We start from the raw sequence: 15377 nt of genomic DNA on the forward strand, positions 1-15377 counted from the left end.
TTATCTCCCCCAAGAGTCCACATCGACGGGGAGGTTTGGCACCTCGATGTCGGCTCATCGCATCCTGGGGCTGTAGTCGGTCCCAAGGGTTGGGCTGTTCGCCCATTAAAGCGGTACGCGAGCTGGGTTCAGAACGTCGTGAGACAGTTCGGTCCCTATCCGTCGTGGGCGTAGGAAATTTGAGAGGAGCTGTCCTTAGTACGAGAGGACCGGGATGGACGCACCGCTGGTGTACCAGTTGTTCTGCCAAGGGCATAGCTGGGTAGCTATGTGCGGAAGGGATAAGTGCTGAAAGCATCTAAGCATGAAGCCCCCCTCAAGATGAGATTTCCCATAGCGTAAGCTAGTAAGATCCCTGAAAGATGATCAGGTTGATAGGTTCGAGGTGGAAGCATGGTGACATGTGGAGCTGACGAATACTAATAGATCGAGGACTTAACCATATAATATGTAGCAATGTTATCTAGTTTTGAAGGAATATATATTTAAAATTCCTTTTGACATTCTGAAAAGAATGTGTATAATGATAAAAGTCTGGTAATGATGGCAGAGAGGTCACACCCGTTCCCATACCGAACACGGAAGTTAAGCTCTCTAGCGCCGATGGTAGTTGGGACCTTGTCCCTGTGAGAGTAGGACGTTGCCAGGCTTGTATTATTCCGCAGTAGCTCAGCGGTAGAGCTATCGGCTGTTAACCGATCGGTCGTAGGTTCGATTCCTACCTGCGGAGCCATTATGCTTCCATAGCTCAGCTGGTAGAGTACTTCCATGGTAAGGAAGAGGTCACCGGTTCAAGCCCGGTTGGAAGCTTGGAAAAGTTTTTAAATTTTTGGCCCGTTGGTCAAGTGGTTAAGACACCGCCCTTTCACGGCGGTAACACGGGTTCGAATCCCGTACGGGTCACCACTTTTGGAGGATTAGCTCAGCTGGGAGAGCACCTGCCTTACAAGCAGGGGGTCGGCGGTTCGATCCCGTCATCCTCCACCATATATGTTTAAATGTCGGAGGGGTAGCGAAGTGGCTAAACGCGGCGGACTGTAAATCCGCTCCTTCGGGTTCGGCAGTTCGAATCTGCCCCCCTCCACCATTTTCTTAAAAATAACCTGAAAGGGTTTATTTTTTTGAGAAGATAACCATACTAGTAAATATTAATGGGCTATAGCCAAGCGGTAAGGCAACGGACTTTGACTCCGTCATGCGCTGGTTCGAATCCAGCTAGCCCAGCCATTTACGAGCCATTAGCTCAGTTGGTAGAGCATCTGACTTTTAATCAGAGGGTCGAAGGTTCGAATCCTTCATGGCTCACCATTTTCGCGGAAGTAGTTCAGTGGTAGAATACAACCTTGCCAAGGTTGGGGTCGCGGGTTCGAATCCCGTCTTCCGCTTTATTACTAAGGGGCCTTAGCTCAGCTGGGAGAGCGCCTGCCTTGCACGCAGGAGGTCAGCGGTTCGATCCCGCTAGGCTCCATCTAAATAGAAAAAGCTTACATCATATGATGTAAGCTTTTTTGTGTTTAAAAAGACAACTTTTATATTTATCGTTTAAAATGAAGAAAACGTAAAAATAAGGGATGGGGGATAATTGTGAAAGTTGTTATTGCATCTGATTCATATAAAGAAAGCCTAAAAGCTATAGAAGTATGTGAAGCTATTGAAAGAGGTTTTAGAGCAATTTTTCCTAATGCAAAGTATGTGAAAATACCAATTGGAGATGGAGGAGAAGGGACGGTTGAATCGCTTGTTGATGCTACAGGGGGGAGAATTATATCAATTAGTGTGACAGGACCGCTTAGAGAAAGTGTGCAAGCTTTTTATGGCGTGTCTAAAGATAAAAAGACAGCGTTTATTGAAATGGCAGCAGCATCAGGATTACAGCACGTTCCAGTTGAAAAGCGAAACCCACTTATTACAACGACAAAAGGAACAGGAGAACTTATATTACATGCGCTAAATCAAGGGGTGGAGTACATAATTTTAGGACTTGGAGGAAGTGCTACAAATGATGGTGGGGCAGGCATGTTAGCAGCTTTAGGAGTAAGATTTATAAATGATAAGGGTGAAGTAATAGATCCATCTGGAGGTACGTTATATTCGATTGTTGCTATTGATTTTTCACAAATGGACCCACGCTTAAAGGGGGTAAAGATAGAAGCGGCATGTGATGTGGATAATCCATTAGTCGGAATGCAGGGAGCATCTTTCGTATTTGGGAGACAAAAGGGTGCGAATATAGAGATGATGAAAGAGCTAGATGAGAATTTAAAACATTATGCGAATATCCTTAAAAGATATGTATCTTCTGATGTATCTGAAATACCTGGTGCAGGGGCAGCAGGAGGAATGGGGGCGGCTGTTATTTCAGTGCTAAAGGGAGACTTGCGAAGGGGCATTGAAATTGTATTGGATTATACAAATTTCGATAAACATATAGAAGATGCAGATCTCATTATAACTGGTGAAGGTAGAATAGATGAACAAACTGCATATGGGAAGGCTCCTGTTGGTGTTGCGGGGCGTGCGAAACGTTTTTCTGTGCCTGTAATTGCCATTGGAGGGTCTGTATCATCTGATTATTCAGCCGTGTACGAGAAAGGAATAGATGCGGTATTTAGTATTACAACGAGACCGATGACACTAGAAGAAGCATATAGAGTAGCAGAAGAAAATATTGAAATGACAACGAAGAATATTGCAACAGTATGGAAAATAGCGTCAGAAAAACACTTCTAAATGTAGGGGTGTTTTTTTATTATTATTTAATAATAGTGATTGTGATTGTTTCATTAAGTTAACTTTATACATAGAATAGTCTTGAAATTTGATTTTGAACGTGAATATAAGTGAATAATTTGTATATCCATACAGAAAAATGTCGAGTTGAGTCAGACTATATAAAAGATTTAAAATATTTAGTGAAGGCACAGAAGGGGGATACTATCTATGAAAAAAGAAATCTCAGTTATTGGAGTTCCAATGGATTTAGGGCAGATGCGTCGTGGCGTTGATATGGGACCGAGCGCAATCCGTTATGCAGGGGTAATTGAAAGAATTGAAGAAATTGGATATGACGTTAAAGATATGGGAGATATACGTATAGAGAGAGAAAAAGAGATAGATGAAAATACAAAATTAAGAAACCTTACACAAGTTGCAACTGTATGTAATGAATTAGCAAGTAAGGTGGATCATATTATAGAAGAAGGTCGTTTTCCACTTGTATTAGGTGGTGACCATAGTATTGCTATCGGTACATTAGCTGGTGTAGCAAAACATTATAAAAACTTAGGTGTTATTTGGTATGATGCACACGGTGATTTAAATACAGAGGAAACTTCACCATCTGGAAATATTCACGGTATGTCACTTGCAGCAAGTTTAGGTTATGGACATTCTTCACTTGTAGATTTATATGGAGCATATCCAAAGGTGAAAAAAGAGAATGTCGTAATTATCGGTGCGCGTGCATTGGATGAAGGAGAAAAAGATTTCATTCGCAATGAAGGTATTAAAGTGTTCTCAATGCATGAAATTGATCGTATGGGGATGACGGCTGTTATGGAAGAAACAATCGCATATTTATCTCATACTGATGGTGTACACTTATCATTAGATTTAGATGGTCTTGATCCTCATGATGCACCAGGTGTTGGGACGCCTGTAATTGGTGGTCTATCTTATCGTGAAAGTCACTTGGCGATGGAAATGTTAGCAGAAGCGGATATTATCACATCTGCTGAATTTGTTGAGGTAAATACGATTTTAGATGAGAGAAATAGAACGGCAACAACAGCAGTTGCTTTAATGGGTTCTTTATTCGGTGAAAAACTAAAATAAATGTAAGAAAAGCAACTGAGAAGTTGCTTTTTTTATTTGAAAATAGGCGTATAATAATGATTTATATTATACTGTAAGATAAAAATGTTTGACATCTTACCAATTTGAGCTAAAGGGGGTTGTTTGTAATTGTCGTTTGTTTCATGTATGGTATAATTAACTAGTTGTTGGAAATACATACAGATAGAGCATAAAACAATATTTCAATATATGGATAGAATTGCTCGTAAGTAGGAGGAAGGGATAGCATGCCTTTTGAAGATACGACCATTTTGAAATATCTTAGTACGGCATTAGATATTGCCATTGTATGGTTTATTATATATAAGCTGATTCTCATAATCCGAGGGACGAAAGCTGTTCAACTTTTAAAAGGGATTACAGTTATCATTGTCGTTAAGATGATTAGTATTTTCCTTGAATTGCATACGTTATCTTGGCTAACTGAACAAGTATTAACATGGGGATTTTTAGCCGTTATTATTATCTTTCAGCCAGAATTGCGAAGAGCACTTGAGCAGCTAGGGCGCGGGAGTTTATTTTCGCGTGTTGGACCGCATGAGGATGATGAACCTGAAATGGTTGCAACAGCGATAGCAAAAGCAACCGAATATATGGGGAAACGTAGAATAGGTGCATTAATTACTTTGTCAAAAGAGACCGGTATGGGTGATTATGTGGAAACGGGTATTCCGCTGAATGCAAACGTATCATCGGAATTACTTATTAATATTTTTATTCCAAATACACCTCTTCATGACGGAGCGGTAATTATGCAAGGAAGTACAATTAAAGCAGCAGCATGCTATCTTCCATTATCAGAAAGTCCGTTTATTTCTAAAGAATTAGGAACTAGGCATCGTGCTGCAATGGGAGTTAGTGAAGTTACTGATAGTATTACAGTAGTTGTGTCTGAAGAAACTGGTCAAATTTCTTTAACGAAAAATGGTAAGTTGCATCGTGATTTGAAGACAGAACAGCTGAAGGATATGTTATTAGCTGAATTTAGTGGGAACGAAAAAACGACTTCTTCGTCTTTATGGAATTGGAGGAGAAAGCGTCATGGATAAGTTAATGGAGAATCATTGGTTTTTAAAAGGGATCTCATTACTATTGGCGTGTATGCTTTTTATGTCAGCGACGTTAACTGAGAAAAATACGACATCAGGTATATTACCTTTTGCAAATGATACGAAAGAAACATTAACTAATTATGAGATTAATCTTAAGTATGATGAGGAGAAATATATTGTAAGTGGTATTCCAGCAGAGGGCGTTAAGGTGAAGTTAGAAGGCCCAAAAGCATCAGTTGCTACAGCAAAAGCAAAAAAACAATTTGACATACCAATTGATTTGCGAGATAGTCCAAAAGGAACTTATGAGATTTCTTTAAAAACGAACGGGCTTCCAGACGATGTGAAAGGAACAGTTCAGCCATCAACAATTAAAGTTACTCTTCATGAAAAGGCGAGAAAATATGTTCATGTAGATTTGAAATTATCAAATGAGGATCAAATGCCAGCGGGGGCTACTCTCGAAAAATCAAGCATTAAACCGGATACTGTTGAGGTAGTTGGGACGAAAGAAGAAATTGAAAGCATTTCATCTGCCAAAGCGTATGTTGATTTAAAAGGTGTTAATAAAACTGTTACAAAAACGCCCGAAGTTACATTATACAATAAAGAAGGAAAACGTTTAAATGTAAGAACAAGTCCATCTAAAATTAGTGTAACGTTGAATGTGGCAACGCAAACTACAGCCAATAATACTGAAAAAACTGTTCCTGTAACGTATACGAAGAAGGGGAGTTTAGCAGAAGGATTGGCAGTTACAAATATCAGTGTCGAGCCGAGAGAGGTAACGATAGCTGGTCCAAAAGATATTTTGGATAATATACAATCGCTAGAGGGGGTCGAAGTAGATCTTAGTCAATTGACAGAGTCTACAACATTCGATGCCTCTGTTTTATTACCCAAGGGTGTAACCAGTGCAAAACCGAATCAAGTGAAGGTTTCAGTGGGAGTGCAAAAAACAAAACAAACGAAAACAAAAACGATTGATGGCATCCCAATCCAAAAAAATGGACTTTCTAAAGATGTTACGGCTCAGCTAATTTCGCCGCAAGATGGAAATATAAGTGTTGATATTTCAGGAGAAGCAAGTATAGTAGATAAAATAACAGCTGCCCAAATCACAGCGGTAATTAATTTGCAAAATGTATCTTCAGGGACGAAAGATATTTCTATTCAAGTGAGTGGTCCTGGTAATATTTCAATAGAGCCAAAACAAAAAAGTGCTAAAGTTACTATTGTAAAGAAAGAAAAACCAGATAAAGAAGTACAGGGTAACGGTCAACAACCGGATTCAAACACCAATCAAGAAAATCAAAATGAGAAGCCAAAAAATCCTGAATCCAATCAAGAAAAAGAAACGGAACAGGAAAATAATCAAAATCAAGATAAAGATAAAGAAAATAGTCAAGAACCAACGGTAGATAACCATAATCAAAAAGAGCAAGAAAAAGGAGCGAATCATAATGGGTAAATATTTTGGTACAGATGGAGTACGTGGAGTTGCAAATAAGGAGTTAACACCTGAATTAGCTTTCAAAATTGGGCGTTTTGGTGGTTATGTATTAACAAAAGATACAGATCGTCCAAAAGTAATTATCGGTCGTGATACACGTGTATCTGGCCATATGTTAGAAGGAGCTTTAGTAGCAGGTCTATTATCAACTGGAGCAGAAGTAATGCGCCTTGGCGTTATTTCTACACCGGGCGTTGCTTATTTAACAAAAGCACTAGATGCACAAGCAGGTGTTATGATTTCTGCATCTCATAATCCAGTACAAGATAATGGTATTAAATTCTTTGGTTCAGACGGCTTTAAATTAACAGATGAGCAAGAAGCTGAGATTGAAGCTTTATTAGACAAAGAAGTTGATGAACTACCACGTCCGACAGGTACTAATCTTGGACAAGTGAGCGATTACTTTGAAGGTGGACAAAAATATTTACAGTACATTAAACAAACTGTTGAAGAAGATTTCTCTGGCCTACATATCGCTTTAGATTGTGCACATGGTGCAACTTCTTCTCTAGCTCCATACTTATTTGCAGACCTAGAAGCTGATATTTCAACAATGGGAACTTCTCCAAACGGTATGAATATTAACGAGGGTGTAGGATCTACACATCCAGAAGGCTTAGCTGAATTGGTAAAAGAAAAAGGTGCGGATATTGGACTTGCTTTTGATGGCGATGGCGACCGTTTAATTGCTGTAGACGAAAAAGGAAACATCGTTGACGGTGATCAAATTATGTTTATTTGTGCGAAGTACATGAAAGAAACTGGTCAATTAAAACATAATACAGTTGTTTCAACTGTTATGAGTAACTTAGGTTTCTACAAAGCACTTGAAGCAAACAATATTACAAGTGATAAAACAGCAGTTGGTGACCGCTATGTAATGGAAGAGATGAAACGCGGTGGTTACAACTTAGGTGGAGAACAATCAGGCCATATTATCTTACTTGATTACATTACAACTGGTGACGGAATGTTAAGTGCACTTCAACTTGTAAACATCATGAAAATGACGAAAAAACCATTATCTGAGCTTGCAGGAGAAATGACGAAATTCCCACAATTGCTAGTAAACGTTCGTGTAACAGATAAAAAATTAGCATTAGAAAATGAAAAAATTAAAGAAATTATTCGTGTTGTAGAGGAAGAAATGAACGGTGATGGCCGTATTCTTGTTCGTCCATCTGGAACAGAGCCACTTATTCGTGTAATGGCAGAAGCACCAACACAAGAAGTTTGTGATGCATATGTACATCGCATTGTAGAAGTTGTGAAAGCCGAAGTTGGCGCTGAGTAATTAGCTGAATTTATATGAAAAAGGAGCACAAAAAGTGCTCCTTTTTCATATGTTTTATAGACGATGAAAAAAATTTCATTGACGGTTTATCCATGTTTGTTATAAGATGGTCTTGTTCTTTTTCTCAAAGGAAATATTGTAAATTATAAAAGCGCCAGAACTACAAATAGTGTAGTTGACGAGGTGGGGTTTATCGAGATTTCGGCGGATGACTCCCGGTTGTTCATCACAACCGCAAACTTTTACTTAAATCATTAAGGTGACTTAGTGGACAAAGGTGAAAGTGTGATGAGAGAAGAGGAACGGATGAAAACTAGCTGTATAAGTATATACGGACTTAAACCCAATCGAGAGGAAGGTGAAAGCCGTTACAAGCTTACAGGGCTAGCAATATGTAATCCGTTTTTTTAGTATAAATAAAAATGGTATCGGACTATGTCGTTACATGTTCGCAGAGCAGTGTAAGCATTTGTAACGGCGACTAAACATGTGTGGAATCGTAGGATTTATTGGAGAGCAAGATGCAAAGGAAATTTTATTAAAAGGTTTAGAAAAGCTAGAATATCGTGGATATGATTCAGCAGGTATTGCAGTACAAGCAGAGAACGGTGTTGTTGTATACAAAGAAAAAGGCCGTATCGCAAAACTTCGTGAAATCGTAGATGAGAATGTAGCAGCAAGCGTAGGTATCGGACACACACGCTGGGCTACACACGGTGTTCCAAGTAAAGTAAACGCGCATCCGCATCAAAGTACATCAAAACGCTTTACACTAGTTCATAACGGTGTAATTGAAAACTATGAATTAGTGAAAAAGGAATATTTACAAGATGTAACGTTCGTAAGTGAAACAGATACAGAGATTATCGTACAGCTTATGGAACAACAAGTGAGCACAGGATTAAGTGTAGAAGAAGCGTTCCGTAATACGCTATCTCTTTTACATGGCTCTTATGCAATCGGATTACTTGATGCTGAAAATCCAAACATGATTTATGTTGCTAAAAACAAAAGCCCGCTATTAGTAGGTGTTGGTGACAACTTTAATGTTGTGGCGAGCGACGCTATGGCGATGTTACAAGTTACAGATCAATTTATTGAGTTAATGGATAAAGAAATCGTAATCGTAACGAAAGAAAGTATTACAATTAAAAACTTACAAGGTGAAACGATTGAACGTGCACCGTTTACAGCGGAATTAGATGCAAGTGATATTGAAAAAGGAACATACCCTCATTTCATGCTTAAAGAAATCGATGAGCAACCACTTGTAATCCGTAATATAATTCAAAAGTATCAAGATGAAAATGGCGAGATTGAATTAAATCAAGACATTCGCAATGCGATTTTAGATAGCGATCGTATTTACATCATTGCATGTGGAACGAGCTATCATGCAGGTCTTGTTGGAAAACAATTTATCGAGAAGTTTGCAAAAATGCCAGTTGAAGTGCATGTAGCAAGTGAATTCTCTTACAACATGCCATTATTAACAGAAAGACCATTCTTCATTTACATTTCACAAAGTGGTGAAACTGCTGATAGCCGTGCAGTACTTGTACAAACAAATGAAATGGGTCATAAAGCATTAACAATTACAAACGTGCCTGGTTCTACTCTTTCTCGTGAAGCTGATTATACACTTCCGTTATATGCTGGACCAGAAATTGCAGTTGCATCAACGAAAGCTTACACAGCACAGCTTGCAGTACTTTCAATTTTAGCAGCTGATATTGCTAAAGCAAAAGGTGAAGTTCTTGATTTCGATTTAACACACGAACTAGGACTTGTAGCAAATGCAATGATAGAACTTTGTGATCAAAAAGAAGAAATGGACGCATTAGCAAAACAATTTTTAGCGACAACGCGTAACTGTTTCTTCATCGGACGTAGCGTAGACTTCTACGTAGGATTAGAAGGTGCGTTAAAACTAAAAGAAATCTCTTACATCCAAGCAGAAGGATTCGCTGGAGGAGAGTTAAAACACGGTACAATCGCTTTAATCGAAAATGGTACACCAGTTATCGCACTTGCTACACAAGAGCACGTAAACCTTGGAATTCGCGGCAACGTGAAAGAGGTAGTAGCACGCGGAGCTAACCCATGTATCATCTCAATGAAAGGCTTAGAAATGGAAGGAGACAGCTTCGTATTACCAGCTGTACACGAAGCACTAGCACCGCTAGTAGCAGTTATTCCATTACAACTTATTTCATACTACGCAGCACTTCACCGCGAGTGTGACGTTGATAAGCCACGTAACTTAGCTAAGTCTGTTACTGTTGAGTAGGAGATTGGTAGGTTAATAAATATAGTTGTAGCTTTAAAATAAATTTACAAATTTGCACCCCTTTAGATATTTTATCTAAAGGGGTGTTTTTGTGTCGAAAAATAACATCTAGAATTGGTAAGTGGATAGAACCTTATAGATTAAAGTTTTACTTTATCGAATTCACTTTTATTTATCTGAATTTTCCATTATTATTTTAAGTATTCATGAACAATTTCTTTGATTACGACAAAAAGAGACGAGAGATTTATGGACATTTCAGGGGGGATATTGATGAAAACGATTAAAAAAACATATCTAAGTATAGAAGAGGTTATTTCATTACCAACCTTATCAAGTACAAACATAAGTGATGATGGTAAAAACGTAGCATTTGTAAAGAAGACGGCTGATTGGAAAGACAATACATATAGGAATCATGTATGGATATATGAAAAAGATAAGAAGCAGAGTTACCCATTATCAAATGGGGATATAGATAGTACACACCCATTATGGTCTCCGGATGCTAAGTGTATCGCATATCTTAGTCCAGTTGGTGATGGGAAAAATCAGATATTTGTTAAGTCGCTAGATGGTTATAGCGAGGTTCAAATTACTGATGAGAAGGAAGGAATTAGTACATTCAAATGGGATCCTGCTGGTAAAGGTTTTTATTATGTTGCACAGTCAAAAGAATGTGAGGAAATAAAGAAACGTAAGGAATTATATGGAGATTTCCATCATGTAAGTAAAGAACACCAGAATAATTGTTTATATTACATTGAAATAGAAAAGGTGATACAAAGTGATACAGATGAACACGAGAACAGAGTTGTTTATCGATTAACTGATGGTAAGGATTTTCATATCCATGAATTTGATATTTCAAATGATGGTAAAAAGGTTGTATTTATGGCGACACCAAGCTCAAATATGGCAGATTATATAAATGGAGATCTATACATACTCCATATTAAAGCTGGAGAGCTACAAAAGCTGAATGTGGATAAATTGTTGGGAGGGAGTGTTTGCTTTTCTCCAGAGGGCAGCAAAATTTGTTACTCAGCAAGCATAAGAGAGAGGGATTACTATAGAAACTATATACAAGATAGTACGTTAGAGATATATGATATTCATAATGGAGAGCTAATTCAACCTTTAACAGATTTTGATAGTACGGTTATGCCATTACAGTGGACAGCTAAAGGGATTTTAATTAGATGGCAGAATAAAACGAATTATCTTATTGGGTTGCTAGCTGAAGATGGAACTGTGGAAATACTAAGCGAAAAAGTAGATGGCTTTATAATGGATGCTTCTATAACAAAGGATGGCAAATATATATCCTACAATAAGGCAATAACAAATGAAACCTTTGAAATCTATTTAGACGATGAAAAAATAACGGATGAAAATAGCTTTTTCAAAGGGAAACTTAAAAGTAACAGGGAAATCATCTCATGGAAAAGTAGTGATGGTCTTGAAATAGAAGGGGTTATATCCACCCCAGTAGAGTTTGATATAAATAAAAAATATCCTTTATTAGTAGTAATTCACGGCGGTCCGGCTTGGGCATCTTTTCCGATATTTTCAGACTGCTTCAATGAGAAATATCCGATTGAACAGTTTGTTGAAAAAGGCTTTATCGTTTTAGAACCAAATTACAGAGGAAGTTCAGGTTATGGTAATGAATTTTTAAAAGCTAACTATAGAAAACAGGGGATTGCTGACTACGATGATGTTATATCTGGAGTGGATGAACTAGTAGAAAAAGGGATGGTAGACAAGGATAGAGTAGGAGTTATGGGATGGAGCAACGGTGGATATGTATCAGCTTTCTGTTCTACATTTAGTAGTCGATTTAAAGCTATTTCAGTTGGCGGTGGAATCACTAACTGGAGTACCCATTATGTAAATACAGATATACCTTACTTTATTAGAATGTATTTAGGAAATACTCCATGGGATGATCCAGAGATATATACGAAGACATCACCTATGACGTATATTGAATCAGCTTGTACGCCTACCTTAATTCAGCATGGAGAAAAGGATGCAAGAATTCCAATTACAAATGCATATGATCTATATCAAGGATTAATGGATATGGAAGTGGATACAGAATTAATTATATTTAAAGGAATGGCATATAGTCCTAATCAGCCGGGAATGAATGTAGCTATTATGAAGCAGAATTTGATGTGGTTTTCACACTATATTCTTGGAGAAAGTATGGAGGGTTTTAGAACTTTATAATGGATGTTTGTACAACACATAAGGCTGAAACGGTCTTCATCTTGAGATGATTTATTATAAAATATATACTTAAACTAATATCTGTACACACATCAGGGAGGACTAATATGACAGGAAATAAAAATGACTTACTAGTAGAAAAACGTCAAGAGTTATTGAAAGTATTGCAAGCTCGTTTTGAGAAAAATATGAACCGCCATGAAGGTCTTGAATGGGCTAAGGTTGAAGCTAAGATAGAAGCTAATGCTGAAAAATTATGGTCACTTAACGAAATGGAAGTAACTGGCGGTGAGCCGGATGTTGTCGGTTATGATGAAGAAAAGGACGAATATACTTTCTATGATTGTTCAAAGGAGAGTCCTAAAGGCCGCAGAAGTCTTTGTTATGATCTTGAAGCGTTAGAATCAAGAAAAAAACATAAACCAGAAAATAATGTTATTGATGTTGCAAATGCTATGGGCATTGAACTATTAACGGAAGAACAATATCGGGAATTGCAACAACTTGGGGATTTTGACATGAAATCATCAAGTTGGGTACAAACACCTTCAGATATTCGAGAACTCGGTGGTGCTCTATTTTGCGATTATCGCTTCGGACATGTTTTCGTGTACCACAATGGAGCAGACTCTTACTATGCTGCCAGAGGTTTTCGTGGCTCGTTAAAAGTTTAAATTAGGATAAATAAGAAAAAGAGCCTATACTCAGGCTCTTTTTCTTATTTATATTTTAAAAGTAAACTGTTACTACGCAGTTTTACTTAATTTATATGTTCCGTGGTTATTTTTACGGAAAAGTTTAGGGAAAACATAGTCATCTAATCCAATACGTCCAGCGTTTTGCCCTGCAACTAAAATGAACATAGTTAAAATAAGCAGATTTGGGTTTACACTAACAGTTCCGCTTAATAAAAATGAAAGATTCATTATGATTCCGAAAAATGCAGCTGTTTTTGTTAATCCGCCTAAAATTAAACCTAGACCTACTAAAATTTCTCCCCATTGAACTAAAAAGCTAAATAGGTCTGCGTTTGGAAGAACAAAATTTTGAAGAAAATCTGCCCACCAACTTTGTACTGCAGGATGGTCACCTGATGCTTGAGCGATAGCGCCCTTTAGAAAACCACTTGCATCAAAAGATTGTCCGAAAACTTTACCTATCCCAGCAGCGAGCCATGCATATCCTATGTAAAATCGTAAAAATAATAATATGAAAGCAGCACGTTTATCAGTTCTTAAAAAATTGATAACCATTGAAATCCCTCCAATATTCTATTTACATGTTTATTATATATCCATTGTGAAAAAATTCACAATGGATAAAGTGTGAACAAAAATGGTGTTTTTATAAAATGAAAAAGGCATATAACAATCATATGTTATATGCCTTTTCTATTATATATTTATTAATTTATTTAGGTAATGTAAATTTAGCTTTTTTACCTTGTGAAATATCTTTAGCTTCTTTATTTCTCATAGGTCCTAACTCAATCTCAAAGCTTTTGTCTTTCCAAATCTTTTCATACTGCTCTTGATCTAAAATATATACTTGTAGTAACTCTCCAGATGTTCCTGTTTTGACTGAAGCATTATAGTCATAATTTAATAGCATACCTTCATTAATCGTATATTGTGTACCATCATTCACTCTCAATGTAGAGCTTATAGGAGACAGTGAAACGTCTTGAGCATCTTTGTTATCAAGCTTGAATTTTACTGTTAACAGAACAAGACCGTTTTTAAAATTTGCAAAGCGTGGAGCTTCGACGGAATTTGGTGTGAATTGAGTGAATTGGTATCCGTCTAATGTAACATTAACAGCGCCTAATTCTTGATTGTTATTAATACTTGATTTCTCTTTTAACATTTTTTTATCGCCCATGTTATTAGCTGTAGCTTTATCTTGGTAGAAAGTATTATCTGTTGCAACTTTTTCAGCACCCTGTTTGTTTAAACTTAATGAAAAGCTTCCAGGATTTCCGATTGGAGCATCAAATTTTCCTTTATTAGCTTGTGCAGTTGGGACTGTGACTGAGACTGTTGAGAGACTTGAAATTTTCGCTAGATCATCTTTTCCGAATGGATAAGCGATATAACCAGAAATAGTTTCTCCTGCTTTTACTAAGTAATCATTCGTTGGAGCAAGTTTAGTTGGGAGCTGATCTTCTTTTGGAATTAAATCTTTATAGTTACTATATGCTTTCTGCGCGCCAGTAAATGACATGTCCAATGCTGGCATATAATAAATATCTTTAGCTGAACTATTTTTTACGCTGTAGTTCACAAGAATAACTCCGCCTTCTGTTTGACGATTAAACGGAATATCGAAGTTTGTATGGAATCCATTTAATTCAACTAATGTGTAACTATTCATTGATACTGAAACATCTTCAGCTTTATAGACTTGTGGTTCTTTATTTTCAAAAAGAACTTTTGTTTTACCACCTGTTTCTTTTTCCATATAGGAAATCAGCTTAGAGTAGTCGCTTGATCCAGTAGCTGTATTTTCAGGCTTTTTATCTTCAGTTTTTTTATCTTCGGATTTTTTTTCAGTAGGTTTACTTTCTTTCGTTGTATCTGTTTTTTCCGTTTTGCTTTCTTTTGTTGCATTCTCTTTTTGTTCTTTATTTGTCGTATCGCTTTGACCACAGCCGGTTATTACAAAAGCTGCTACGATTACTGCAGAAAATAAAGAAAGTAATTTTTTTGACATATTTCTTCCCCCTATTTGTTTAAAACTAAATTCTCACATTAGCCCCACGTTTTATTATAAGAAGGTTAGTCAATATTTGCCAGTATTTTTCTGATTATTTTCATTATTTATTATATTATAATATAATAAATTCGATAGAAGTTTGGAATGGAATATTGGTTTTTATTTTTTTATCATTTGAAATAGTACATCATATTGGTATGATAGAAACAGAGATATATGGAAAGGAGACAAGGACTCGATATGTGGATGAACTTGTAATGATTAGAAATTGGATAGATGAATTTTTCTCTCATAAGTGAGGGTTTATTTAGCTATTTGTAAATCATGCAAGGACTGCATAGTTGGCTTGTACATCCCTTTTGTAAGGACAGAGGTCTAGGTGGGGAAATTTATATCTCTTATATAAAATATGCGTCC

General features: G+C 37.0%; 10 protein-coding genes, 9 tRNA genes, 2 rRNA genes and 1 pseudogene (1 of these 22 only partly in view). 20 read left to right on the forward strand and 2 right to left on the reverse strand.

Annotated features, from left to right (window positions below):
* The 20 genes and pseudogenes from MHH27_RS00885 to MHH27_RS00980 form a co-directional block, all read left to right on the forward strand.
* Positions 1–443, forward strand: a 23S ribosomal RNA gene (locus MHH27_RS00885) (it extends 2479 nt beyond the left edge of the window).
* 90 nt (positions 444–533) lie between these two features.
* A 5S ribosomal RNA gene (gene rrf / locus MHH27_RS00890) occupies positions 534–649 on the forward strand.
* A gap of 9 nt (positions 650–658) precedes the next feature.
* A tRNA-Asn gene (locus MHH27_RS00895) sits at positions 659–733 on the forward strand.
* Between the two features lie 4 nt (positions 734–737).
* Positions 738–810: transfer RNA gene (locus tag MHH27_RS00900), tRNA-Thr, on the forward strand.
* A 21-nt stretch (positions 811–831) separates the two neighbouring features.
* Positions 832–906, forward strand: a tRNA-Glu gene (locus tag MHH27_RS00905).
* 5 nt (positions 907–911) lie between these two features.
* Positions 912–987 (forward strand) — tRNA-Val (locus MHH27_RS00910).
* A 16-nt stretch (positions 988–1003) separates the two neighbouring features.
* Positions 1004–1087: transfer RNA gene (locus MHH27_RS00915), tRNA-Tyr, on the forward strand.
* Between the two features lie 65 nt (positions 1088–1152).
* Positions 1153–1227 (forward strand) — tRNA-Gln (locus MHH27_RS00920).
* Between the two features lie 5 nt (positions 1228–1232).
* Positions 1233–1308: transfer RNA gene (locus MHH27_RS00925), tRNA-Lys, on the forward strand.
* Positions 1309–1313: 5 nt separating this feature from the next.
* Positions 1314–1385: transfer RNA gene (locus MHH27_RS00930), tRNA-Gly, on the forward strand.
* A gap of 10 nt (positions 1386–1395) precedes the next feature.
* A tRNA-Ala gene (locus MHH27_RS00935) sits at positions 1396–1468 on the forward strand.
* Positions 1469–1584: 116 nt separating this feature from the next.
* Positions 1585–2730: a glycerate kinase gene (locus MHH27_RS00940; RefSeq protein ID WP_090978600.1), complete on the forward strand. Its 1146-nt coding sequence runs from the start codon at positions 1585–1587 to the stop codon at positions 2728–2730.
* Positions 2731–2940: 210 nt separating this feature from the next.
* Positions 2941–3834: an arginase gene (gene rocF / locus MHH27_RS00945; protein WP_000711574.1), complete on the forward strand. Its 894-nt coding sequence runs from the start codon at positions 2941–2943 to the stop codon at positions 3832–3834.
* A gap of 248 nt (positions 3835–4082) precedes the next feature.
* Positions 4083–4904 carry a diadenylate cyclase CdaA gene (gene cdaA, locus MHH27_RS00950; protein WP_001115694.1) on the forward strand — a complete coding sequence of 274 codons (822 nt, stop codon included), beginning with the start codon at positions 4083–4085 and terminating at the stop codon, positions 4902–4904.
* Complete coding sequence (locus MHH27_RS00955) at positions 4897–6378, forward strand: CdaR family protein (RefSeq protein ID WP_097925515.1); 1482 nt, start codon at positions 4897–4899, stop codon at positions 6376–6378. The genes cdaA and MHH27_RS00955 overlap by 8 nt, the downstream gene beginning before the upstream one ends.
* On the forward strand, positions 6371–7717 hold the full coding sequence (glmM, locus tag MHH27_RS00960) for a phosphoglucosamine mutase (protein ID WP_000521476.1): 1347 nt from the start codon (positions 6371–6373) through the stop codon (positions 7715–7717). Before MHH27_RS00955 ends, glmM begins: the two co-directional genes overlap by 8 nt.
* 288 nt (positions 7718–8005) lie before the next feature.
* Positions 8006–8192 (forward strand): annotated as a pseudogene (locus MHH27_RS00965) (hypothetical protein).
* Between the two features lie 12 nt (positions 8193–8204).
* On the forward strand, positions 8205–10007 hold the full coding sequence (glmS, locus tag MHH27_RS00970; RefSeq protein ID WP_000334155.1) for a glutamine--fructose-6-phosphate transaminase (isomerizing): 1803 nt from the start codon (positions 8205–8207) through the stop codon (positions 10005–10007).
* Between the two features lie 273 nt (positions 10008–10280).
* A complete protein-coding gene (locus MHH27_RS00975) occupies positions 10281–12245 on the forward strand; it encodes a S9 family peptidase (RefSeq protein ID WP_139213342.1) in 1965 nt (654 codons plus the stop codon).
* 107 nt (positions 12246–12352) lie between these two features.
* Positions 12353–12919, forward strand: coding sequence for a DUF4256 domain-containing protein (locus MHH27_RS00980; protein WP_000147403.1), 567 nt, complete (start codon positions 12353–12355; stop codon positions 12917–12919).
* A gap of 72 nt (positions 12920–12991) precedes the next feature.
* On the opposite strand, the gene MHH27_RS00985 is transcribed toward MHH27_RS00980, so the two are convergent.
* Positions 12992–13498 (reverse strand): DoxX family membrane protein, encoded by a 507-nt coding sequence (locus MHH27_RS00985; RefSeq protein ID WP_061660795.1) that lies wholly within the window; start codon positions 13496–13498, stop codon positions 12992–12994.
* 157 nt (positions 13499–13655) lie between these two features.
* Complete coding sequence (locus tag MHH27_RS00990; protein ID WP_000038602.1) at positions 13656–14957, reverse strand: DUF5068 domain-containing protein; 1302 nt, start codon at positions 14955–14957, stop codon at positions 13656–13658.
* Positions 14958–15377 lie beyond the last annotated feature (420 nt).

The sequence above is a fragment of the Bacillus sp. FSL L8-0152 genome (assembly GCF_038006365.1).
Lineage (GTDB): Bacteria > Bacillota > Bacilli > Bacillales > Bacillaceae_G > Bacillus_A > Bacillus_A cereus.